Origin of the sequence: Roseivivax lentus (genome assembly GCF_900156805.1) — a bacterium.
GTDB lineage: Bacteria > Pseudomonadota > Alphaproteobacteria > Rhodobacterales > Rhodobacteraceae > Roseivivax > Roseivivax lentus.
In genome coordinates, this window is the sequence record NZ_FTOQ01000004.1 from 75,306 (window position 1) to 96,393 (window position 21,088).

The window sequence follows — 21,088 nt, forward strand, 5'->3', positions numbered from 1 at the left end:
GCGCCAAGCATCGGGGTCAGATCACCACGTTGGTGATGTCGTCCTCGATCTGTACCGTCGCATCGCCCAGAACGAAGACGTTGAAGGTCTGTCCGTCCTGCGTGGTCTGCCCCACCGCCTGTGCGCCGGTGATCGTCACCGTGTCGTCGACACCGCCGGTGATGGTCACCGTGTCGGTGCCCTGCGCCAGCGCAGTCACCTGCGCCTCGGTCAGGGTCAGCTGGCTGTCCTCGGCGAATTGCAGGTCGATGGTCTCGATCTCGAAGGCGCCGAGCGTCTGGGCCAGCGCATCGGTTATGCCCACCTGGTTGGTGAGCGGATCGTCGACCACGTGCAGCGTGCCTGCGACATTGCCCGCGGCATCGGTGGCGGTCACCACGAGGTGCGATCCGTCCGGCACCGTCTCGTCGAAGAAATACGAGGTCTCGCCCCGCGCTGCGATATCGAAGGAGGTAAAGCCGACCGCGCCGACCGACCCGTCCGCCTCGATATGGCCGATCTGGATCGCGTCGTCCGTCATCTCGAGCGAGACGCCGGTGAGGCCGGTATGGTTGCGGGTATAATCCGTCACTTCCGGGCTTTCCGGGATCACCGTGTCGAAGGACAGAACCGTGCTTTCGCTGCGGGTATTGCCCGCCGCGTCGGTCGCATCGAGCGTTACCGTCGCGTCCAGCTCGCCCGCGGGCAGGTCAGATGCGGCGATGGTGACGCTCCAGTTGCCCGCCGCATCGACGCTGGCGGCATGGGATATGCCGTTCAGGGTGACGATCAGGGTCGAGCCGGGCTCGACCACGCCGGTCAAGGTCAGGCCCGCCGCGGCCTCGGCGGCGTTGACCACGCCGTCGCCCGCGATGGGTGCGGCTGCGAAGGCCAGTCGGTCGACCTCGGTATCGACGAGGAAGCTCGCGGCGGTCTGGGTCTGGTTGCCCGCGGGGTCGATAGTGGAAACGAGCGCCTGCGCGGTGTAGGTGCCCGGCGCGATCTCGCCAGCGGCGAAGCTGGCCGTCCAGTTGCCGTTCTGATCGACGCTGGCGGGGCGCGTCACGCCACCCACGCTGACCAAGACGCTGCTGCCCGGCTCGGTCGTGCCGCTGAGGGCTACGCCGCTTGCGGCCTCCGCCGCATTGACCACGCCGTCGCCCGCGACCGGTGCCGTCGAGACGGCGAAGTTCTGCACCTCGGTGTCGATCTGGACGCTATCGGTGCGCACCAGCGTGTTGCCCGCAGCGTCGGTGATCGTCGCGGTGATCTGCGCCTCGTAGGTGCCGGGCGGGATGTCGCCCGGGGCGAAGGTCGCCGTCCAGACACCGTTCGCATCGGTCGTGACATCCCGGCTCACCCCGCCCAACGTCACGGTGACCAGCTGGTTGGGATCGGAAGTGCCCGTCAGGGTCACGCCATCCGCCGCTTCGGCGGCGTTGACCACGTCGTCGCCCTCAACCGGCGCCGCGCTGATCGTGAGCTGGCCCGCGACGGTATCGACGGTGACGCTCTGGGTCAGGGTTTCGGTATTGCCCGCCGCATCGGTGGCGGTGGCGATAATGTCGTAGCTGCCCTCGCCCGCGGGGATCGCCGAGGGCGGAACCGTCGCGGTCCAGCTGCCATCGGAGGCCACGGTGACGGGCACCGAAGTGCCCGCGAAGCTGAGCGTGACGGTCGAGCCCGGCTCGGTCGTGCCGGTCAACGTCAGGCCCTGCGCCGCCTCGGTCGCGTTGACGACGCCATCCGCGCCGCCCGGCGTGGACGTATGAGCGAAATCGGTGACCAGCGTGTCGATCTCAACGCTGCCGGAGGTCGTCGTGCTGTTGCCCGCCGCGTCGGTCGCCGTCGCGGTCACGTCGAGCGTGGTCTCGCCCTCGGGCAGATCGGCGGCGGCGTAGCTGACGCTCCAGCTGCCATCGGCGGCAACGGTCGCGGTTCTGGTCGTGCCCGCGAGGGTGACCACGACGGTCGATCCGGGCTCGGAGGTGCCGGTCAGGGCGACGCCCGCGGCGCGTTCGGCGGCGTTGATGGTGCCGTCTCCGCCCATGGCGGCGGTGTCGGCGGTCAGCGAGATCTCGGTATCCACGACGATGGTATCGGTGATGACCGTGACATTGCCCGCCGCGTCGGTGGCTGTGACCGTCACCGATTGCGTATAGGTGCCCGCGCCGATCACGCTTTCATCCAGATCGAGCGTCCAGCTGCCATCGCTCACCACCGCGTCATAGGCGGTGCCGTCGATCTCGACGGTGACGGTGGATCCGGGTTCGACGCTGCCCGACAGGGTGATGCCGCCCGCCTGCATTTCCGCGTTGACCAGCGTGCCGCTGCTTTCGGTGCCGTCCTGCACCTCGACCGCGGGCGCGGTGACGTCGATATCGTAGCTCGCGCCGTTCAGTTCGGTAATGCGGCCATCGGGATCGGTGACGGTCGCGGTGACGGTGTAACTGCCATCTTCGGGGAAGGCGTCGCCGTCGAAGACCACGCTCCAGGAGGCATCATCCGCCGCGACGGTCTCGATCTGCTGACCGCCCACGGTCACGATGACGGTCGCGCCGGGCTCGGCGATGCCGGAAACGGTGATCTCCTGGGCATCGTCGCCGTAGATGGTGACGCTTTCGCCCGCGTCGTCGATGGACGGATCGATGGGCCCGCTGCCGCCGCTTGCGCCGCCGCCGCTGCCGTCCTCATCCTCGGCGCCCAGCACCGCGGCTCCGACCGCCGCCGCGCCGGCCGCAACGCCAAGACCCGATCCGCCCGCCAGCGTGGTGCCGAGCAGGCTCGTCGCAAGCATCGAGGTCTCTTCATCCTCGGAGGTCACGACACCGGCCATGGCGACCGGCGTGTCGAGGAAGATCAGTTCGTCATTCGGGCTCCATTTGCCGAAGGTCTCCGTGGGCCCGTAGCTGGCAAGCAGCAGCCCGTCGCCGGTCTCGGTCAGCACGACTTCCGACAAGGAACCGCCCGCGCTGAGGAACAGCCGCGCGCCCTCGGCGGTGAAGTAATCCTCGATGACGATGGTCTGGCCATCGGCCAGCGCGATCACCAGATCCCCGGCGTCGCGCGTATAGCCGCGCAGACTGGACGGCGAGACGTTGAGCGAGATGGATTGTCCGGGTTCCGCTTGAAGGGCAAAGGCCTGGCCGTTGCTGACCAGAGACGTGAACTGCACGTCGCCCGCAGGGGCGCGCACAGCGATATCGATCGCTTGCATTATGTTTACCGCTCTTGCCTCGGCGGCGATCTCTTTTGCGGATCGCCTGCATTGTTATTGTCCGCGTGATAGCGGAATCACGCTCATGGCGCTACAAAATTTCGCCACATTTCTGTGCAGCCCGCTTTTCCAAAGCCGCTGTTGTGAAAATCCAACATTTTTCGGAACGTGATTCGCAAAAAGATAATATCGCGTTTTCAGGGGCCTGCAGGGACGCCGGCGTCACATCAGCGGTCTTGGGGCAACGGCGCTTTCGTCGATCAAGCCCACTTCTTCCAGCTCGCCAATATCGGGAACCGACAGGCGCCCGTCGGCCCAGCTGACCAATTGGCGGTCCCGGAGACGCGCCAGCGTCTTGTTGGTATGGACAAGCGACAGGCCCAGCGCATCGGCCAGATGCTGCTGGCGGAAGGGAAAGGGCACGGTGATCCCGTCGCGCATCTTCAGCGCCTCGAGCCTGCGGAAACTGCGCGCGAAGGCCCATGCGATCCGCTCATAGGCCGATTTCTGGCCCACCGCGGCGAGTGCCTCGCCGAGGAAGCGCTCCTCTCCCGCCGCGATCCAGGTCAGATCGAAGGCCCGCTCCGCGTGGTTGCGGAACAGCGTCCAGAGCTCGGTGCGGTTGAAGACGCACAGGGTCATGTTGGTGACGGCCTCGACCGAATGGGTCTGCTGGTTCATCACGCCCGCCTGCAGGCCGATGAAGTCGCCCGGCAGCACGAAGCTCAGCACCTGCCGCTTGCCTGAGGCCAAAAGCTTGTAGCGCATCCCGAAGCCCGACAGGGCGGTGAACAATTGCGGGGAGTTCGATCCTTCGGAGAGCAGCGGCGTGCCGGCCTGCAGCGTCATCTCGCCAATCTTGAAGCTCTCCATGAAGGCGACCTCGTCGTCCGTCATCGGCTTGAAGAGCGGCATCTTGCGGATCGGGCATCTGGCGCATCGGATCGACATCGAAAAAACCTATAACGCTATGTCATAGTTTAATGCGGACGCTGCCGGTCTGTTCCATGACGCTACACAGAACATGGCAGGACATCCCGGCGGGTCCATGACGGCACGGGGCGGCGGAGCGATCTGCGCGTCCCGAGGCCGGTTTCGCCGGGGCAACGTTCTGCCAAAGCCATCCGCGTCCGTTTCGGCGGCGCGCGGGCGAACTTCCGGAGGCTCATGCCGATCGCCGGGCTGAGGGGCCATGGCGGTTGGTGCTTTCGGAGGCGCAAGGGTCGCATCCCGCCGGTGCGGCCCTTGTATTTTTTCTGGATGCCCGGACCGGCCCAGCGTCAGGACGCCTTCAGCAGGTCGCGGACAACCGGTTCCTTCAGGGGTTTCTTGTGCAGGGTCTTGAGAAGCTGGGCGAGATCCTCCTCGACCACGCGGCGCGCGGCGTCCTTCGGGGTGAACCACCGCCGCTTGCGCTGGCCCTTTTCCTTCCAGCGCCGCTTCAGCTTTTCGACGATCATCGGGTAGACCCGCACGGTGCAGGGAATGACCGAGCCGTCGCCGAGGATCTTGGTGTAGCGATAGGTGCCAATCTCGTCCGAGCCGATGAACCCGACCGCGCCCGCTTCCTCGAGGGCTTCGATCTCGGCGGCGCGCCACGGCTTTTTGCCGTCCATCTCCCAGCCCTTGGGCATGACCCAGCGCCCGGTATCGCGCGAGGTGACCATCAGCACCTCGACATTACCGTCCTTCTTGATCCGAAGCGGCAGGGCCGCGATTTGCTCGCCTTCAACGGGCATGGCTTCAATGCCTTCTTATTTGCTCCAAGGTTAACAAATAAAAGGGTTTCGTCAACGAATCATTAAATTTCAGGTTGAATCCCAATCAGGTAGCCCGCTTCCAGCACCGCGATCAGGGGCGCGGGGGTCAGCGGCCGCAGAAGCGCGTCCGGATCGCACTCCGCGGGCCGGTATGTCCCGTCGGACCATTCCCACCATGCCCCGTGCCAGCGCAACAGCGCGCGGCGTTCGTCGGGCGTCGCGAAGACCCCGGCCGGCACCGCACCGGCCCGCAGGCGACGATCGGCGGTCGTGTCGCGCCGCGCGGCATGAAGGCGCTCATCCATCTCGCGGGCCCGCGGTGTCGGCCCGGCCTCGGGAAAGGCCCGCGCGAAGGCGGCGCGGAACGCGGTATAGTCGGAGCGGCGGCATTCGGCGCAGGGCCGGTGACCCGCCGCCAGCGCCACAGCCTCGTCCGAGAAGAAAAGCTCGGTATAGCTGCCCGGCGCCATGACCGTCCGTTGCCGGCCCTTGAAGTCCAGAAGGCAGGTGATCCAAGCCTTGCCCGCCCAGCGCGCCCGGCCAAGCGTCCTATCTTTGCCGTGCAGCCGCCCGCGATTGCCCATCGCGCCGCCCCGCCACGCGGCGGCGACGATCTCTCCGAAAGGTGTCACGCGGTTCTGGAGGGGCATGGATAGGGTCCGGTTCAGGGGCGGGATGGGTGCCAGGCTGCGCCCCGTTTGCGGCACCGCCTGGGGCAGCTTGGCGGGTCCGGAGGGAGGTGTCAAAGACATGGGTCGCGTCGCGTAATCAGATATTTGTGCAATATCTCGTCTCGCGTCGGTACGGCAGCTCGCGAGCGCTTGACAGATCGCCTGCGCGCAGAAGCTGCGGTGTGCACACGTGCCCCTACCCCCAAAGGCGCTCGTTAAGCCGAGCCTCTGTAGACCGGATTTCCGTCATTCGGACGGACCCACTCGGCGCGAGCGTATATGGGTCCTGAAGCGGCCCCCAGCCCCCCCCCTCGCTCCGCGGCTGCCGAAAAATGGCATACTGATTTTGTCGGGTTTTCTTTTCCGACGGTTTTTATAGGATATCGTGAGCGGGAACAGGGGATTCGGATGATGTGGCACGCGCGCGAATTTGAGACCGAGGCCGAGGACGCCGTCGACGTGAGCTTTCTGACTGCGGAATTGCTGAACGAGATCGGCGAGCTGTGCTGCCCGTCCCTGTCGGGTTACGTGGAATACATGATCGATCGCTGGTCGCAGCAACCGGCTCCGGGCGCGTCATGATCGTCTGTCACTGCACCGGCATCCGGTCGGCCGACATCCGCTCCGCCATCGACTGGATGCGCTCATCGGACCCGGACACGATCATCACGCCAGGCAAGATCTATCGGGTCCTCGGCAAGAAGGCGGAATGCGGAGGCTGCCTGCCCCTGTTCATCGAGACGATGTCGTCTTGCCCGAGCCTCGGCGTGCCCGCGGAATTGACGAACATGCGTTCACAAAAAGCAGCGTCCAAGAGGAGGTCCAAGTGAAGGGCGACGACAAGGTAATTGAATATCTGAATGCGGCATTGCGCAGCGAATTGACCGCCGTCAGCCAGTACTGGCTGCATTACCGGCTTCAGGAAGATTGGGGCTTCGGCCGGATCGCCGCGAAATCCCGGGTAGAGAGCATCGAGGAGATGCATCACGCCGACAAGCTGATCGCGCGCATCATCTTTCTGGGCGGGCATCCGAACCTGCAGAAGCTCGACCCCTTGAGGATCGGCGAAACCCTGAAAGAGACGCTCGAGGCCGATCTTGCCGCGGAGCACGACGCCCGCACGCTTTATATCGAGGCGCGCGACCATTGCGAAAGCGTCAAGGACTACGTGTCCAAGGACCTGTTCGAGACCCTGATCGCCGACGAGGAAGGCCATATCGACTTCCTCGAGACGCAGCTCGAGCTTCAGGCCAATATCGGGGACGCAAATTACGGTTTGCTTCAGGCAAAATCGGCGGACGAAGCCGAGACCGAGTGACAATCGTCCGCTTCGAACGCGTCCCGTCGTTAGCGATGGTTGCCAAGGAATGTGCCGGTGGTTCGATCCGCCGGCACCGTTCGGGCTGGGTTCCATCGGGGCGAAGTTCGCTGTTTGCCGGGACGGGTCCTCCCGTCAGACGCTGACCACAGCATCGCCAAATTGCGGCTGCCGATATCGCTTGTCGGGTGGCCGATGAGCCACGTGCCGTCTGCGCTTCGGGACAGGCCGCTCGGTTTGTGGTTCGGCGTCAGCTGGCTCCACGGGACGACCGCCCTTCCGGGCTGCAAGCATCAAAGCTCCGAACATCGGAAAGAGCCGCGGCCCGCACCGATCAGGCCGCCCCTGATTGCTGTCCCGCCGCCGCGTGAAGTCGATGGATGAGTTCGACCTGCCCCGAGACGCCCGTCTTGAGGTAGATCGCGCGCATATGCGAGCGCAGCGTCGACTTGCTGACAGTCAGGATTTTCGGGATCTCGTCCGGCAGGTTTCCCTCGAGGATGAGCGAGCAGATACGGAATTCGCAGCGCGTCAGTCCCGCGGGGTTTTCGGGGTCGAGGATATGCGCCTGAAGTGGGCGGGCATCGGAAATGCTGAATGGCCGGCCGTTCAGAATACCTTCAATCTTGCCCTGCGCCCGCTTTTTCCAGGATTGCGTGAATACCGGCCCCATAGTCGCGATCAGGTTTCGATCCGCCGACGGCACGGGATTTGCGAAATGCAATTCGAGAAAATCGGTATAGGCGTCGTTGGTCCCTATTACGACGACCGCGACGTCTGCGAGGCCGGCCTCTTCCAACATCTCCGCGGTATCGCTTTCGCATCTCGTTTCACTGAGATAGCTGACGCTGCCGATCCTCATGGAGTGGATAAGGTCGCCCAGATGCCATGCCGCGTAGCTTCGCACGGCGCGCGAGAAGAGCTTACGGTCGGTTCTGTCGCGCCGCCCGATCAGGCGGGTTTGATCCCGACGACGGCTGCGGCGCGATATCTGTGCCGTCTCCGCCGAATACAGATCACATAATTCCGTCAGAACATTCTCGAAATCATCGCTGCCATTGATGGCACGGACCCAATCAGCCACCAGCGCAAAGGAATGACGGGCTTTTTCGCCGTCTGAAAAAAAATAACTCGAACTCGTCATCTGCAGTCCCCGATGCAGCCGACCAACGGGATGAAGAATGTGGGCATAATTGGGTCTAAATAAAGAAAATTTTTACCAATTTGTGCAACTGGGGCATCCGCGCATCACGGAAATATCCCTTAACATACTGTTTCTAATTGATTTTTACGAAAGACACGCCATACCGCCCTACATCTTCCGCATTTTATCGGATTGTGGATAAGTCTGTTCAAAACGCTAAGAGCGTATCGCTTTTCGCATCTATCGCGCCCGAATCACTCCGGCATCCGAGCGAATCGACTTGGCATTTCCGTTTAGTTTTTAGCCATTTATCCATCATGGCCAGGCAAGAGAACACGCCAGAGTTGTAAACGTCGGCCTTTAGGGCGATGCGGAGTCATTCTGCACGGGATTACGCTGGATGCAGATTTTCGGCATCTGCGGCCGGATTTCGGAAACCGGCGCCAAGAGCGCATCATCACCAGAGTATTGGGGGACCAAGTATGTTTAAATTTCTCAAAGCCTTCCAGAAGGACGAATCCGGCGCAGCGATGGTCGAGTACGCCATCGCCCTTCTCGTGGCCGCAGCCATCGGCACGGCCACCTTTACGCAGATGGGCACGTCTGCAGCAACCAACGCAACCAATGCTTGCAACGTTATCTCCAGCAGCAACGCCAACTGCTGATCCTGAATTACTAGGAAACCGCCATTCTGGCGGTTTCCGAAACCATCAAGTTTTTATTCACCCAGATTGAAGCAGGTGCGAAATGAAACTGAGATCCTTCGCCACTTTTTTCCTGGGCATTTCGATCGCCGGGGCCGGAGCCTTTACCGCGACACAGATAAACATGGCACCAACGGCTGCCACCGCGATGCCCGGGGTCGGCATGGTTGCGATCGTCACGGCTCAGACTGAAATCGCCTATGGCGAACCGCTGGATCCCGCGATGCTGACGTTGCGGGCCTGGCCGGAGAACGCGGTGATCGAAGGCAGTTTCACCGATATCACGACCATTTTCGAAGACGGCACGCGGCGCACGCTGAGCCGCATCTTCCCGGGCGAGCCCATCCTCGCGGCCAAGCTGTCCGCGCCGAACGAGCGCGTCACGATCGTGCAGAAGCTTTCCGCGGGCCATCGCGCCGTCTCGATCAGCATTGATGCCGCGACCGGCGTGGGCGGTTTCGTGACGCCCGGCGACCGGGTCGATATCGTGATGACCGCGGGCTCCGGGACAGAAATCCGCGCCGTGACGGTGCTGCAGAACATCCGCGTCGTGGGGATCGACCAGATCTCCGAGGAACAACGCGACAAGCCCATGGTCGCGCGCACGGTCACCGTCGAGGTGACCCCGGAGGACAGCCAGCGGCTGGCCCTCGCGCAGCGCGCCGGACGTCTCAGCCTCAGCCTCCGCGAGCTCGATGCGCCGGATTTCCAGCCGATCAGCCAGATCGGCTTCTCGGATCTCTTCGCGGTCTCGACCGTCGAGGAGCCCGCATCGGAAGACGAGGCGGCACCGCAGCCAGTGCTGCGCCGGCCGAGCATCCTGCTGCGCCGCGGCACGGATGATGCCGAGGAGATCTTTCTGAAATGATCCGCCCGGCCCGCCATATGCTTGCAGGATCGGTCCGCTTCCTGCGGGACGAGGCCGGCAGCGTTCTCGTGCTCTGGATGAGCGCGTTCGTGGCGGTTCTGGGCCTTGCCGCGCTGGTCTTCGACATGGGGCGCGTCCATGTCGCCCATGCCGACCTGCAGCGCTTCGCCGACCAGGTGGCGCTGGCCGCCGCGGGCGAGCTCGACGGGCAAAGCGACAGCATCACCCGCGCGACCAATGCGGCGGCGCAGATGATCTCGACCCCGCAGGCCTTCGGGGGCGATGGCACGCTTTCGGGCGCGGCGGATTATTCCCTGACATTCCTCGACGGGCTGCCCGCCAGCGATACCGCTTCGGTCACACCGTTCGTGACGACCGATCCGCGGCAGGCTTGGCTGGTGCAGGTGGTGGCGACGCCTGCGACGCTCGACCCGATCTATCTGCGGGCGACCCGGGCGCTGACCGGCGCCAGTTCCGCGGGCCAGGCCACGGTCGCGGCGGAGGCAATCGCGGGCTTCACCATGGAAGCCTGCGATATCACGCCGCTGATGTTCTGCGCGCCCTCGGGCTGGAGTGCCACGCAAAGCGCCACCATCGGCGACCAGATCCTCATGCGCTCGGGCGGACAGGGCAGTGCCTGGGGGCCGGGCGATTTCGGCTTTCTCGACACTTCCTCGGCGGCCCTCGGGTCGACATGCAACGGGCTGAACGGCGCGAAACTGATCGGATGCCTGATCGGCGCCGAGGAAAACGTCACGCAATGCTACACCCAGAGCGGCGTCACGACGGAACCGGGCCAGAAGGTCGGGCTGGAAAACTCCGCCTTCAATGTCCGCTTCGATCAGTTCCACGGGGTGATGTCACAATTCAGAACCGACGCGGCCTACACGGTCGCCCCGAACATCATCTCGGGCAAGGTTCCGCAGAACAATGCCTGCGGCTGGAACAACCCCCAGCCCTCGACAGACACGATCGGCCTGCCCCATGACGATTGCTTCGGATCGGGCGGCTGCACCCGGTTCGGTGACGGAAGCTGGGACTACGACGCCTATATCGACACCAACCACGGGGACGGGAACGGCGTGCTCGACATCGGCGAAGACGCGCATCTGACGCCGCATATCCCCACGGCCTATGCGGGCACGCGCTACGGCGTCTACCTGGCCGAAATCGAATACGCCAAGACCGCGGGCCTGCCGGGCGGCGCGATCCTGTCGGGCCGCGACGAGACCGGGATCGCGCAATGCTCGTCCAACGTCTCGACGGACCCGAAACGGCGGGTTCTGATCGCGGCGGCCATTGATTGCGTCGCCAACCCCATCAACGGCGCGACCACCAACGTGCCCGTGGCGGAGTTCGTCGAGATCTTCATGACCGAACCCGTGGGTGCCGGTAGCGGATCGCCCGCCACCTTCGATCTCTGGGTCGAAGTCATCGGATCGGTGGGCGTGTCGGGCTATGGCGGCGCGGGCGCGGGCGGCGTCTTCCGCGACGTCGTGCAGTTGTACCGGTGAACGTCATGGGTCCTGCACGCATCTCCAGGATCATCCGTTTCCGCCGCTGCGAGAGTGGCGCCGCCTTGGTGGAATTCGTCCTGTGTCTGCCGCTGATGATCCTGTTCTTCGTCATCCTGATCGAGTTCGGGCGCATCTTCTGGGCCTATCAGGCGACCACCGCCGGGGTGCGCGATGCCAGCCGCTACCTCGCACGGGTCGCCGCGGTCGATATCTGCCAGACCGGCGGCAACCTCAACACCTATGCGGCGCAATTGCGGACCATGATCGAGACGGACCGCGCGGGCAATTCGGTGCTTCCCAAGCAGGTCACCGTCGACACCGTGACCGCATCCCATGCCTGCGTCGCCGGCACCTTCCGGGTCTCGCCCGCCCCGGTCGCCACCGTCAGCGCCCAGGTCACGATGCAGATGCCGCTGGGCGCGCTTTTCGGCATATTCGGCAATCCCATGTCCAGCGTGACGACGGACATCTCGAATTCCGCACGGATTTTCGGGACATGAGACCTCTGGCCGGCATAACCGCCCTGCGGCGCTTCGGACGCGACGAGGATGGCGGCGCGATGGTCGAATTCGCGATCGTGGTCTCCGTGTTCTTTCTGATGTTCTTCAAGATCCTCGATTTCGGCATCTTCTCCTCGACCAACCTGAATGCCGAGAAGATGACGCAGCTCGCCGCACGCATGGCGACGGTGCGGCCCGCGGCCTGCTCGGGTGTGCCCGAGCGTATCGCGCGCGGCACCGCGACGCCGCCGCCGCGCTTCGGCACGTCCTGCCGCGCCGTGGCCGGGGCCTGCGCGACGGTGGCCACGGTCACCTGCACGGCCGACGCGACCGACGCCACGGCTGCGGAGATCTGGGCGCGCATCTCGCCCGCGCTGCCCGGCACGGTCACCATTTCCGACCTGAGCTTCACCTACGCGCACGATGCCACGCTGGGATATCTCGGTGGGCCCTACACGCCGATCGTCACCGCCGAACTCACGCTGCCCGCCTTTTCCTTTGCCGCCCCGATCGGCGCCATGGCCACTCAGATCAGCGGTGGCGCATCGGGTTTCACCGGCACGCCGCAATACAGAACCATCAGCATTTCGATACCGGCCGAAGACCTCGCGCTCGGTACCAACGGTTAGGAGAATTTCCATGATCCATGATCGCGACATTTCAGATCAAATTCTCTTCGTGGGACCGGAGGACCGCGTGCCCAAACTGCGCCGGCTGTCGCTCGTGGCCTCGGGGCAAAGCGACCTTGGCAAGCTGGATCACCGCGAGATCGGCCAGGGCGTGCGCTGCGTGCTCTTCACGACCGATGGCTGCGACGCCGACCTCAAGGCAATCAGCGCGCTGAAATCGGCACGCAGCGGAATGCTCGATCTCGTCGCCCTCTGCGACAAGGACCTGCCGCTGGCGCGGGTCCGCGCGCTGACCGCCGCGGGCGCGTCCGAGGTCCTGGATTCCTCGATGTCCGCGCAAGAGATCGAGACCGCGCTTCAGGTTCTGGCGGCGCGCAGCCTGACCGTGCCGGCGCAGCCCGCACAGACCGCCAAGGCCACGGTGTTCGCCATCGCCCAGGCGCGGGGCGGTGTCGGTGCCACAACCGTCGCCGTCAATCTGGCCGTCGCATTGGCGGCCGGAGAGCGGCGCGGCGAGACCCCGCGCGTCGCGATCCTCGATCTCGACCTGCAGTTCGGCAATGTCGGCACCTATCTCGACGTCGAAGACAATGGCGGGCTTCTGGACCTCATCGCCCATTCCGGTGTGCCCGATGCGGGCAGGATCCTTCAGATCGTGCAGACCAGCGCGCATGGCGTCGACGTCATCACCGCGCCCTCGGTGTTCGTGCCGCTGTCCTCCTTCTCGATCGAACTGGCCTGGGCCATCGTGGAGACCCTGAGGGCGCGCTACGATTACCTGATCATCGATCTGCCACATGCCGCGCTCGATTGGGTGGGGCCGGTGGTCGAGGATGCCAGCGCCCTCGTGCTGGTCTCGGACAGCTCGGTGCCCTGCATCCGGCATGCCAAGCGGCTGTGCGATCTTTACCGCGAAACCCGCGTCGCCCTGCCCATCGAATTCGTGATGAACCGCGAGAAGCGGCACTTCTTCAAGACCGAGACGACGCGGGACGCCGAGGAGCTTCTCGGCGTGCAGGTTGCGGCCTGGCTGCCCGAAGACACCGCCGCGCATCGCCGTGCGGTCGATTTCGGGCAACCGGCGGCCTGCAAGCGGACCGCCACGCGGAAACAATACCGGAAATGGGCCAAGCGCCTCGCGGCGGCCTCGGCCGGCGCCCATGAGGCCAAGCGGGAGAGTGCAGATGTTCAATGACTTCATGAGCCGAAAGCGCGAAGGCCAACCGGTCACCCCCGTCGTGCCCAAGGTGGCCGAGGCGCGGATATCGCGCGATGTCGATCCCGCGCTGCAACGCTGGCTGGAACTGAAAAGCGTGCTGCACGAGGCCCTGCTCGACCGGCTGAACCTCGCGGTCATCGACCGCGTGGAGCCCGCCGAACTCAAGCGGCAGGTCGGCGCGCTGGTCACGCAACTGCTGAACGAGCGCGGCACGAACCTGCGCGGCGACGAAGCGCAAAGGCTGGTGGAGGAGCTGATCTTCGAGGTGACGGGCCTCGGCCCGCTCGAGCCGCTGCTGGCCGATCCGACCATCGACGACATCCTCGTGAACTCCCACGAGAAGGTCTATGTCGAACGCCACGGCCAGCTGGAGCCGACCAATGTGCGCTTCCGCGACGAACGTCACCTGCTGCGCATCATCGACAAGATCGTCTCGTCCATCGGGCGCAGGGTCGACGAGTCCCAGCCCTGGGTCGATGCGCGCCTCGCCGATGGCAGCCGCGTCAACGCGATCATCCGCCCCTGCGCGGTGGACGGGCCGTCGCTCTCGATCCGGAAATTCTCGAAACGGCCCTACTCGCTCGAACGGCTGGTCGCGGCCGGATCGCTGACCGAGGGCGCGGCGGATATCCTGCGCGGGCTCGTGGATGCGCGGCTGAACGTGCTGATCTCGGGCGGGACGGGATCGGGCAAGACCACCATGCTCAACGCCATGTCGGCCTTCATCGACACCCGCCAGCGGATCGTCACCATCGAGGACGCGGCGGAGCTGCAACTCCAGCAGGACCATGTGGTGCGCCTCGAGACGCGGCCGCCCAGCATCGAGGGGTCGGGCGCCATTACCCAGCGCGACCTCGTCCGCAACGCGCTGCGCATGCGCCCCGACCGGATCATCGTGGGCGAGGTGCGCGGGGTCGAATGTTTCGACATGCTGCAGGCGATGAATACCGGCCACGAGGGCTCCATGACGACGGTGCACGCGAACTCCGCCCGCGATGCGTTGGGGCGTCTGGAGCAGATGGTGACGATGATGGGCGCGGATATGCCGCTGCGCACGATCCGCGCGCAGATCGGCTCGGCCATCGACGTCATCGTGCAGCTGTCGCGCCTCTCGGACGGCAAACGCCGGGTGATGAGCATCTCGGAGGTCACCGGCATGGAGGGAGACGTCATCACCCTGCAAGACATCTTCGCCTTCCACAAATCCGGACGCGGCGCGGAGGGGCAGGTGCTGGGTGAGATGCAATATACCGGCGTCCGGCCCGCCTTCATGGCGAAATTCGCCGCCAACGGCATCGAGCTTGCGGCGAACACGCTTGCAATCCGGGAGAACCAGGGATGATCGCCGAATATCTCCAATCCCTGCAGCAGGCCGACATCCTGCGCATGCTTCTGATCCTGCTCGGCGCGCTTCTGGCGGTCGAGGGGATACGGCAGATCGCCAGCGAAGAGACGCGCGACCTGCAAACCCGCAACCGCCGCATGCGGATGATCGCCAAGGGGGTCGACGAGTCCAAGATCGTCGATGCGCTGATGCGCAACGCAAGGGAGGCCGATACCGGCGGCCGCGGCCCTTGGAGCGCGCTGGAGAAACGCTTCGCGCGCACCGACCTGCGGTTCGGCCCGGCGGTGGGCCTCGCCGGTGCGCTGGCGCTGACGGTCGTGATCTACTTCTTCGCCCAAAGAAGCCTGTCACCGGCGCTCGCGGGCCTCTTCGCCGTGGGCTTCGGGCTGGGCCTGCCCTTCGCGATGCTCGACCGGCTGGCCGAGGCGCGGGCGGCGAAGCTGTCGGAACAATTGCCCGACGCCATCGACATGATGGCCCGCGGGTTGCGGATCGGCCACCCGATCAACGTCACGCTGCGCCGGGTCGCCCGCGACATGCCCGACCCGATCGGAAGCGAGTTCGGTCTCATCGAGGACCGGGTCCGCGCCGGTCTCGAGCTGGGCGAGGCGTTCAGCGAATTCGCCGCGCGGATCGACACCGAGGACATGCATTATCTTTCGGCAACCATCCGGCTGCAGCACCGCACCGGCGGCAACCTCGCCCGGGTTCTGGGCGTGCTCAGCCGCGTGATCCGCGGACGGCTGAACATGCGCAAGAAGATCGGTGCGATCTCGGCCGAGGGCCGGCTGAGCGGGATCATCCTGACCATGATGCCCTTCATCATCGTGGGCACGATCCATGCCTCGACGCCGTCCTTCTTCCTCGACGTGGCGGATCACCCGATCTTCATGCCCGTGGCCGCCGCGGTGCTGGCGCTGGTCGCGCTTCAGGGCATCATCCTGCACCGCCTCACCAATTTCGACTTCTGACGCGAGGGTCCCGCCATGAACGATCTTTTCGATCTCCCGGCCACCCTGCTCAGCCTGTCCTGGCCCGAGCTTCTCGCACTCGCGCTCGTCGCGGGGGGCCTCTTCGTGATGGTGGTCGGTGCCGCGACCGCCTTCTCGCCGGAAAGCGCGGTTCTGCGCCGGCGCATCCGCGCCGCGACCGATACCGGGCTGCGCAACGACATCGTCCGGCCCTGGGACAACGACCCGACCGGCGCCCTGCGCCTGTTCGTGCCGCTGTCGGGGCGCGAGCGATTGAAGGTCGCGGCGAAGCTGCGCCAGGCGGGCATCCACGCGCCGCGGGCGGTGCGCCGCTTCTTTCTGATCCGTTCGCTGCTGGCCGCGCTGCTGCCCGCGGCTTTTCTGGCGCTGGCCTGGTTCGGAGACGCGCTTCCCGACGCGGTGACCCGCTTTCTCGCCCCGCTGACACGGCTGACGCCCGCGCATGCCTTCATGATCTCGGTCGGGCTGTTGGCGCTTGGCTTCTACGGTCCGGCGCTCTGGCTGCGCCACCGTATCTCGACCCGGAAGACCGCGATCGAGCGGGGATTTCCCGGCGCACTCGACCTCATGCAGGTGGCCATCGAGGCGGGCCATGGCTTCGACGTGGCGATGAACCGCGTGGCCAGCGACATCCGCAGGTTCTGCCCGGCGCTGGCCGACGAGTTCACGATCATGCAGCTCGAAATCCAGGCCGGCAAACCGCGCGACGAGGCCTTCCGCGAGTTGGAGCGCCGCACCGGGCTCGCCGAAATGGCGGCCTTCGCCAATGTCGTCCAGCAGGCGACCGAGTTCGGGACCCCGGTCTCGGAAGCGCTCGAGGCCTATGCGATCGAAATGCGCAACGACCGCGAATTGCGCGCTCAGACCAAGGCAAACCAGCTGCCCGTGAAGATGTCCGGCGTGCTGGCCGCCTGCATGATGCCGGTCCTGCTGCTGATCATGCTGACGCCCATCGCGATCCGCTGGGTCACCGTAATGTGACGCCGGATGGGCCATGGGCGCCGCGGGCATGAGAGCCTGAAGGAGATCGAACGCTGCATGAAAGACGCAGACCGTCGCCGCTTATCGGAGCCATCTGCTCTGGCATCTCACATTTTTCTCTAAGTTGAACACGGCAAATGCTTCCCGCCGGGAGCCGTTTGTCTTTTGAAGCGTATCGACACGCGGCTACGCGCAAGTGGCGCCAACCACGCACGGCACTTCCGCGACAATCCTGAAATATTATGTCTTTGAGACCGGTGCTGTTCGCAGATCTTCAGAAGCATCCGAAGAGCAAAACTGTCTAAGCCTACATCAGAATTCAAGAAAAAACCGCGCAACCCGTTTGGGTCACGCGGCTTTCCAAGAATTCTGGCGGACCGAGGAGGATTCGAACCCCCGACCCCCTGATTCGTAGTCAGGTACTCTATCCAGCTGAGCTATCGGTCCAGTGAGGGGCGAATTATCCGCCAGCCCACGCGAATGCAAGGGCCGCGTGCGAAAATTCTGCCGCTTCCGCCGCCGAGGTCAGAGGTCGCCCATGGGCAGGCGGATCACGAAAAGCGTGCCGGTCGCGTCCGAGCGCTTGAGGTCAAGCTCGCCGCCATGGCCCCGGACCAGCTCCGCGACGATGGCGAGGCCGAGACCGGAGCCGCCCTTGCGCGCACCGCCCTGGAACGGCTGGAACAGGAATTCCCGCGCTTTCGGCGGCAGGCCCGGGCCGGTGTCGCAGACCTCGATCACCCAGTCGGTGTCGTTGCTGCGCGCGCGGACATTGATCTCGCCGCCCTGCCCCGACCCGGTGATCGCCTGCCGCGCGTTGCGCACGAGGTTCGACAGCATCCGGTGCACCTGTTCGGGATCGCCGCGCATGGTCAGGGACGCCGGGATATCGGCCGAGAGCGAGACGTCGTCTTCGCCGATGGCCAGCCGTTCGGCCTCGAAGACATCGTCGACAAGCTCGGCGAGGTTGAAGCGGGTCAGCATCGGCGTGGGCTCCTCGGCCCGCCCGAAGGCGAGCGTGCTTTCGCACAGGCTGACCGCGCGGGTGATGGAGCCCACGAGCTTCGGCGCCATCCGGCGCACGAGCGGGTCCTCGGAGCCTTCGATCCGGTCGGTGAAAAGCTGCGCCGAGGTCAGGATATTGCGCAGATCGTGGCTCACCCGGGCCACCGCGCCGCCAAGCTGCGCCAGCCGCTCCTTCTGCTTCAGCGATTGCGTGAGCTGCGATTGCAGGCTCTGCAGCGCGTCCTCGGCTTCGCGGATCTCGGTCACGCGGGCCTTGGGCTGGATGATGCGGCGGGCATCCTCGGGCGCCTTGGCATAGGCCTGCATGTTGCTGACCACGGACTTGATCTGTTTCACGAGGAATTGCCGCACGGCGAGGAACAGAAGCCCCGCCGTGATGACCGAGATGAAGAGCGACAGGGCGAGGATGCGCAGACCGTAATCGATCATCGCCTCGCGCAGACGCTGGGTGTCCATGGTCGTTTCGATCAGGAGCCCCGCGTCGCGGGACGGCGCGCCGATCACGCGGATGATCTCGGGCGTGGGGTCGAGCAACCGCTCCACCGCGTCGACGATCAGCACCAGCGCGCCGGGATCGCGCAGATCGAAGGTTTCCGCGATAGGGCCCGGCATGGGCGAGGACAGCACCAGCTGGCGCGCCGCATCCCGCCGCAGCACCACGTTGAACACGCCCGCATTGAGCAGCAGCTCCTCCTCGAGATCGCTGTCGAGCATGTCGTCGGCCAGAAGTGCCAGCGAGGCGATCTGCGCGCGTTCCAGCCGGTCGTTGAGGTAATCGAGCCGGAACCGCGCGATCGAGGGGAAGAAGATGAACGCCTCGGCCAGCATCACGAACAGCACCGTGAGGATCAAAAAGCGTCCTGAAAGGGTGCGGAACATGGGCGCTACAAAACTCCTGCCCGTTAGGGAATGTACCTCTGCACGAAGCCCACGATCCGTTTGACCGCCGTGCTCTCGAACAATCTAGGCGAAAAGTAAGCACCCGCCGCACGTTTGTTAAGCTCGCCATAGGTGGGATAGGGCGAAACCATGCTGGTGATGGCCTTCATCTTCAATCCGTTGGCCAGCGCGAAGGCCCAGAAGTTGATATGCTCGCCCGCCTGGTGGCCGACGATGGAGGCACCGACGGGTTTGCCGCCCGCCACCATCACCTTGATCAGGCCCGTCGTGTGCCGTTCCGCCTGCGCCCGGTCGTTGCCGTCGTAGTGAAAGCGCACCACCTCGAGCTTCGGCCCGTGCTTTTTCTTCGCCTGCGCCTCGGTCAGGCCGACCTGTGCCAGCTCGGGTTCGATATAGGTGGCCCAGGGAATGTGGCTGGTCTTGGCCTTGGCCGGCAGGCCGAAGAGCGCCGACTGCACCACCACGCCCGCGTGATAGCCCGCCACATGGGTGAATTGCAGCCCGCCCGCGGCATCGCCGATGGCGTAGACGCGCTTGTTCGTAGTCTTGAGATGATCGTCCACCTTCACGCCGGTCCCGGTGGTCTTGATCCCCGCCTTGTCGAGATCGAGCGCCTCCGTGTTGGCCTTGCGCCCCACCGCGACGAGGATGTGGCTGCCCTTGAAGACGCGGCCATCCTCGGTCTCGACCTCGATGGCGCCCGCGGCGCCGCGGATCTCCTTGGCCAGCGCGTCTTCCTCGATCACCAGCCCCTCGCCGCGCAGCCGCTCGAGCGCGATGGCGGCCAGTTCCGGATCGTCCTTGCCCAGCGCCTTGGCGCCTTCGATCACCGTGACTTGGCTGCCCAGACGGCGATGCGCCTGCGCCATCTCCATGCCGATGGGCCCGCCGCCGATGACCAGCAGGTGCTCGGGCAGCTCGCGCAGGTCCCAGAGCGATTCGTTCGTCAGATAGGGCACCTGGTCGAGACCCGGGATCGGCGGCACGAAGGCGGTCGATCCGGTGGCGATCACGATGCGCCGCGCGGTGATGCGGAAACTGGCCGTCTCGACCGTGTCCTCCGAGACGAAGCGTCCCTCTTCCTGAATGACGCGGGCGCCGAAGCCCTCGAACCGCTCCACGCTGTCATGGGGCGCGATGGAGGCGATGACGTCATGCACGTGGTCCTTGACCGCCGCGTAATCGACCTTGGGCTCCACGGCTGCGATCCCGAACTGGGCGGCGTTCCGCATCTGGTGGGCGACCTTGCCCGCCTTGATGAGCGCCTTCGAGGGCACACAGCCGTAATTCAGGCAATCGCCGCCCATCTTGTGCCGCTCCAGCAGCACCACGTCCGCGCCCATCTGGGCCGCCCCGGCGACCACCGACAATCCGCCCGAGCCCGCGCCGATGACCAGCAAATCCGTCTTGATCGTTTCCATGGCTCAGAGCCCTTTCTTGCCGCGCACGGCCTTGAGGAGGATGGGAAGGGCCGCCAGCGCGCAAAGCCCGAGGATCGGCAGCAGGATCTGCGGCTCGAAGATGATGCCGAGGTTCGGGGTCTCGCCGCGCTCGAACACCTGGCCGAGGCCCGCGCCCACCGATGTATAGACCACCGCGCCCGGGATGATCCCGAGGAAGGTGGTCACGACGAAGCGCCAGAGCGACACGCCCACGAAGGCCGGCACCACGTTGGCCACGAAAAAGGGCACGGCGGGGATCAGGCGGATGAGAAACAGCATTTCCCACTGGTTCTCGTCGATGCCGGTCTTGATGCGGCGCACGAGCCCGTCCGAGGCGTTCATCTTCTCGGCCATCTTCTCACCCAGGCCCCAGCGCGCGGCGGCGAAGATCAGCGTCGCGCCGATGGTCGCTGCGGTGATGTTGAACAGTGCCCCCGGGAAGGTCGCGAAGAGAAACCCGCCGGTCAGCGTCGCCACGGTTGCCCCGGGCAGCGAGAAGGCGACGATCAGCACATAGGCCAGGATGAACACGCCCACCGTCATCGCGTAATTGGCGTCGCGGAAGGCCAGAAGCGCCTCGCGATTCTCGCGCAGCGTATCGAAGGTCAGGTAATCCCTGAGCGTGAAGGCGCCGATGGCCGCCACGACGACGATTGCGATCAGGGGCAAGTTGCGTATCAGCGGCGATCGGGTGTCGGTGTCGGGCATGTCGCGGTCCATCGGTCAGAAATCCTGTGTCAGCCTCTCGGGTTCCCTACAACATGCGGATGCGGCGGCCGGATCGACAGGCGTCTCACGGGCGCTTGATGCAGGTTTCCGCTTTCGCGGGTCCTTTGATGTCCGCGGAGGGCATTCTGTAACAATTCCCCGCGGCAC

Annotated in this window: 20 protein-coding genes and 1 tRNA gene; 12 read left to right on the plus strand and 9 right to left on the minus strand. The window is 65.1% G+C overall.

Going from position 1 to position 21,088, the window contains the following annotated elements; genetic code table 11:
- Positions 1-16 precede the first annotated feature (16 nt).
- From BW990_RS09060 to BW990_RS09075, 4 genes are all read right to left on the minus strand, one after another.
- A complete protein-coding gene (locus BW990_RS09060; protein WP_076447335.1) occupies positions 17-3,196 on the minus strand; it encodes an Ig-like domain-containing protein in 3,180 nt (1,059 codons plus the stop codon).
- 222 nt (positions 3,197-3,418) lie between these two features.
- A complete protein-coding gene (locus tag BW990_RS09065) occupies positions 3,419-4,111 on the minus strand; it encodes a Crp/Fnr family transcriptional regulator (RefSeq protein WP_234990198.1) in 693 nt (230 codons plus the stop codon).
- 365 nt (positions 4,112-4,476) lie between these two features.
- Positions 4,477-4,935 (minus strand): NUDIX hydrolase, encoded by a 459-nt coding sequence (locus BW990_RS09070; protein WP_076447341.1) that lies wholly within the window; start codon positions 4,933-4,935, stop codon positions 4,477-4,479.
- A 62-nt stretch (positions 4,936-4,997) separates the two neighbouring features.
- Positions 4,998-5,606, minus strand: coding sequence for a hypothetical protein (locus BW990_RS09075; RefSeq protein ID WP_076447344.1), 609 nt, complete (start codon positions 5,604-5,606; stop codon positions 4,998-5,000).
- Positions 5,607-6,035: 429 nt separating this feature from the next.
- Here BW990_RS09075 and BW990_RS21790 point away from each other — a divergent pair, with 429 nt between their 5' ends.
- From BW990_RS21790 to bfr, 3 genes are read left to right on the plus strand one after another with little or no spacing between them, the layout of a single operon-like run.
- Positions 6,036-6,209, plus strand: a complete 174-nt coding sequence (locus BW990_RS21790; RefSeq protein WP_159441620.1) for a hypothetical protein — start codon at positions 6,036-6,038, stop codon at positions 6,207-6,209.
- Positions 6,206-6,457 carry a (2Fe-2S)-binding protein gene (locus tag BW990_RS09080; protein WP_076447346.1) on the plus strand — a complete coding sequence of 84 codons (252 nt, stop codon included), beginning with the start codon at positions 6,206-6,208 and terminating at the stop codon, positions 6,455-6,457. Before BW990_RS21790 ends, BW990_RS09080 begins: the two co-directional genes overlap by 4 nt.
- Positions 6,454-6,945 (plus strand): bacterioferritin, encoded by a 492-nt coding sequence (bfr, locus tag BW990_RS09085; protein ID WP_076447348.1) that lies wholly within the window; start codon positions 6,454-6,456, stop codon positions 6,943-6,945. Before BW990_RS09080 ends, bfr begins: the two co-directional genes overlap by 4 nt.
- A gap of 334 nt (positions 6,946-7,279) precedes the next feature.
- Here bfr and BW990_RS09090 read toward each other — a convergent pair whose 3' ends face one another.
- Complete coding sequence (locus BW990_RS09090) at positions 7,280-8,089, minus strand: helix-turn-helix transcriptional regulator (RefSeq protein WP_076447350.1); 810 nt, start codon at positions 8,087-8,089, stop codon at positions 7,280-7,282.
- Positions 8,090-8,571: 482 nt separating this feature from the next.
- On the opposite strand from BW990_RS09090, the gene BW990_RS09095 reads away from it, so the two are divergent.
- From BW990_RS09095 to BW990_RS09135, 9 genes are all read left to right on the plus strand, one after another.
- Positions 8,572-8,754 (plus strand): Flp family type IVb pilin, encoded by a 183-nt coding sequence (locus BW990_RS09095; protein WP_076447352.1) that lies wholly within the window; start codon positions 8,572-8,574, stop codon positions 8,752-8,754.
- 82 nt (positions 8,755-8,836) lie between these two features.
- Positions 8,837-9,661, plus strand: coding sequence for a Flp pilus assembly protein CpaB (gene cpaB / locus BW990_RS09100; protein WP_076447354.1), 825 nt, complete (start codon positions 8,837-8,839; stop codon positions 9,659-9,661).
- Positions 9,658-11,175: a pilus assembly protein TadG-related protein gene (locus BW990_RS09105; RefSeq protein ID WP_234990200.1), complete on the plus strand. Its 1,518-nt coding sequence runs from the start codon at positions 9,658-9,660 to the stop codon at positions 11,173-11,175. The genes cpaB and BW990_RS09105 overlap by 4 nt, the downstream gene beginning before the upstream one ends.
- A 5-nt stretch (positions 11,176-11,180) precedes the next feature.
- Positions 11,181-11,678 carry a TadE/TadG family type IV pilus assembly protein gene (locus BW990_RS09110; protein ID WP_076447357.1) on the plus strand — a complete coding sequence of 166 codons (498 nt, stop codon included), beginning with the start codon at positions 11,181-11,183 and terminating at the stop codon, positions 11,676-11,678.
- Positions 11,675-12,307, plus strand: coding sequence for a TadE/TadG family type IV pilus assembly protein (locus BW990_RS09115; protein ID WP_076447359.1), 633 nt, complete (start codon positions 11,675-11,677; stop codon positions 12,305-12,307). Before BW990_RS09110 ends, BW990_RS09115 begins: the two co-directional genes overlap by 4 nt.
- Before the next feature lie 10 nt (positions 12,308-12,317).
- A complete protein-coding gene (locus BW990_RS09120) occupies positions 12,318-13,502 on the plus strand; it encodes an AAA family ATPase (RefSeq protein WP_076447362.1) in 1,185 nt (394 codons plus the stop codon).
- Entirely contained in the window at positions 13,492-14,868 is a 1,377-nt protein-coding gene (locus BW990_RS09125; RefSeq protein ID WP_083950534.1) for a CpaF family protein, read from the plus strand. The genes BW990_RS09120 and BW990_RS09125 overlap by 11 nt, the downstream gene beginning before the upstream one ends.
- Positions 14,865-15,842: a type II secretion system F family protein gene (locus tag BW990_RS09130; RefSeq protein ID WP_076447364.1), complete on the plus strand. Its 978-nt coding sequence runs from the start codon at positions 14,865-14,867 to the stop codon at positions 15,840-15,842. The genes BW990_RS09125 and BW990_RS09130 overlap by 4 nt, the downstream gene beginning before the upstream one ends.
- A 15-nt stretch (positions 15,843-15,857) precedes the next feature.
- Entirely contained in the window at positions 15,858-16,844 is a 987-nt protein-coding gene (locus tag BW990_RS09135) for a type II secretion system F family protein (protein WP_076447366.1), read from the plus strand.
- Between the two features lie 370 nt (positions 16,845-17,214).
- Here BW990_RS09135 and BW990_RS09140 read toward each other — a convergent pair.
- From BW990_RS09140 to BW990_RS09155, 4 genes are all read right to left on the minus strand, one after another.
- A tRNA-Arg gene (locus tag BW990_RS09140) sits at positions 17,215-17,291 on the minus strand.
- 78 nt (positions 17,292-17,369) lie between these two features.
- Complete coding sequence (locus BW990_RS09145; protein ID WP_076447369.1) at positions 17,370-18,749, minus strand: sensor histidine kinase; 1,380 nt, start codon at positions 18,747-18,749, stop codon at positions 17,370-17,372.
- Between the two features lie 23 nt (positions 18,750-18,772).
- Positions 18,773-20,191 (minus strand): dihydrolipoyl dehydrogenase family protein, encoded by a 1,419-nt coding sequence (locus tag BW990_RS09150; RefSeq protein WP_076447371.1) that lies wholly within the window; start codon positions 20,189-20,191, stop codon positions 18,773-18,775.
- A gap of 3 nt (positions 20,192-20,194) precedes the next feature.
- Positions 20,195-20,920, minus strand: a complete 726-nt coding sequence (locus tag BW990_RS09155) for a TVP38/TMEM64 family protein (protein ID WP_076447979.1) — start codon at positions 20,918-20,920, stop codon at positions 20,195-20,197.
- Positions 20,921-21,088 lie beyond the last annotated feature (168 nt).

Excerpts from the sequence above, each read along its gene's own strand:
- BW990_RS09060 (WP_076447335.1), bottom strand. The coding sequence starts at position 3,196 with ATGCAAGCGATCGATATCGCTGTGCGCGCCCCTGCGGGCGACGTGCAG.
- BW990_RS09065 (WP_234990198.1), bottom strand. The coding sequence starts at position 4,111 with ATGCCGCTCTTCAAGCCGATGACGGACGACGAGGTCGCCTTCATGGAG.
- BW990_RS09070 (WP_076447341.1), bottom strand. The coding sequence starts at position 4,935 with ATGCCCGTTGAAGGCGAGCAAATCGCGGCCCTGCCGCTTCGGATCAAG.
- BW990_RS09075 (WP_076447344.1), bottom strand. The coding sequence starts at position 5,606 with ATGCCCCTCCAGAACCGCGTGACACCTTTCGGAGAGATCGTCGCCGCC.
- BW990_RS21790 (WP_159441620.1), top strand. The coding sequence starts at position 6,036 with ATGATGTGGCACGCGCGCGAATTTGAGACCGAGGCCGAGGACGCCGTC.
- BW990_RS09080 (WP_076447346.1), top strand. The coding sequence starts at position 6,206 with ATGATCGTCTGTCACTGCACCGGCATCCGGTCGGCCGACATCCGCTCC.
- BW990_RS09090 (WP_076447350.1), bottom strand. The coding sequence starts at position 8,089 with ATGACGAGTTCGAGTTATTTTTTTTCAGACGGCGAAAAAGCCCGTCAT.
- BW990_RS09095 (WP_076447352.1), top strand. The coding sequence starts at position 8,572 with ATGTTTAAATTTCTCAAAGCCTTCCAGAAGGACGAATCCGGCGCAGCG.
- cpaB (WP_076447354.1), top strand. The coding sequence starts at position 8,837 with ATGAAACTGAGATCCTTCGCCACTTTTTTCCTGGGCATTTCGATCGCC.
- BW990_RS09105 (WP_234990200.1), top strand. The coding sequence starts at position 9,658 with ATGATCCGCCCGGCCCGCCATATGCTTGCAGGATCGGTCCGCTTCCTG.
- BW990_RS09110 (WP_076447357.1), top strand. The coding sequence starts at position 11,181 with ATGGGTCCTGCACGCATCTCCAGGATCATCCGTTTCCGCCGCTGCGAG.
- BW990_RS09115 (WP_076447359.1), top strand. The coding sequence starts at position 11,675 with ATGAGACCTCTGGCCGGCATAACCGCCCTGCGGCGCTTCGGACGCGAC.
- BW990_RS09120 (WP_076447362.1), top strand. The coding sequence starts at position 12,318 with ATGATCCATGATCGCGACATTTCAGATCAAATTCTCTTCGTGGGACCG.
- BW990_RS09125 (WP_083950534.1), top strand. The coding sequence starts at position 13,492 with ATGTTCAATGACTTCATGAGCCGAAAGCGCGAAGGCCAACCGGTCACC.
- BW990_RS09130 (WP_076447364.1), top strand. The coding sequence starts at position 14,865 with ATGATCGCCGAATATCTCCAATCCCTGCAGCAGGCCGACATCCTGCGC.
- BW990_RS09135 (WP_076447366.1), top strand. The coding sequence starts at position 15,858 with ATGAACGATCTTTTCGATCTCCCGGCCACCCTGCTCAGCCTGTCCTGG.
- BW990_RS09145 (WP_076447369.1), bottom strand. The coding sequence starts at position 18,749 with ATGTTCCGCACCCTTTCAGGACGCTTTTTGATCCTCACGGTGCTGTTC.
- BW990_RS09150 (WP_076447371.1), bottom strand. The coding sequence starts at position 20,191 with ATGGAAACGATCAAGACGGATTTGCTGGTCATCGGCGCGGGCTCGGGC.
- BW990_RS09155 (WP_076447979.1), bottom strand. The coding sequence starts at position 20,920 with ATGCCCGACACCGACACCCGATCGCCGCTGATACGCAACTTGCCCCTG.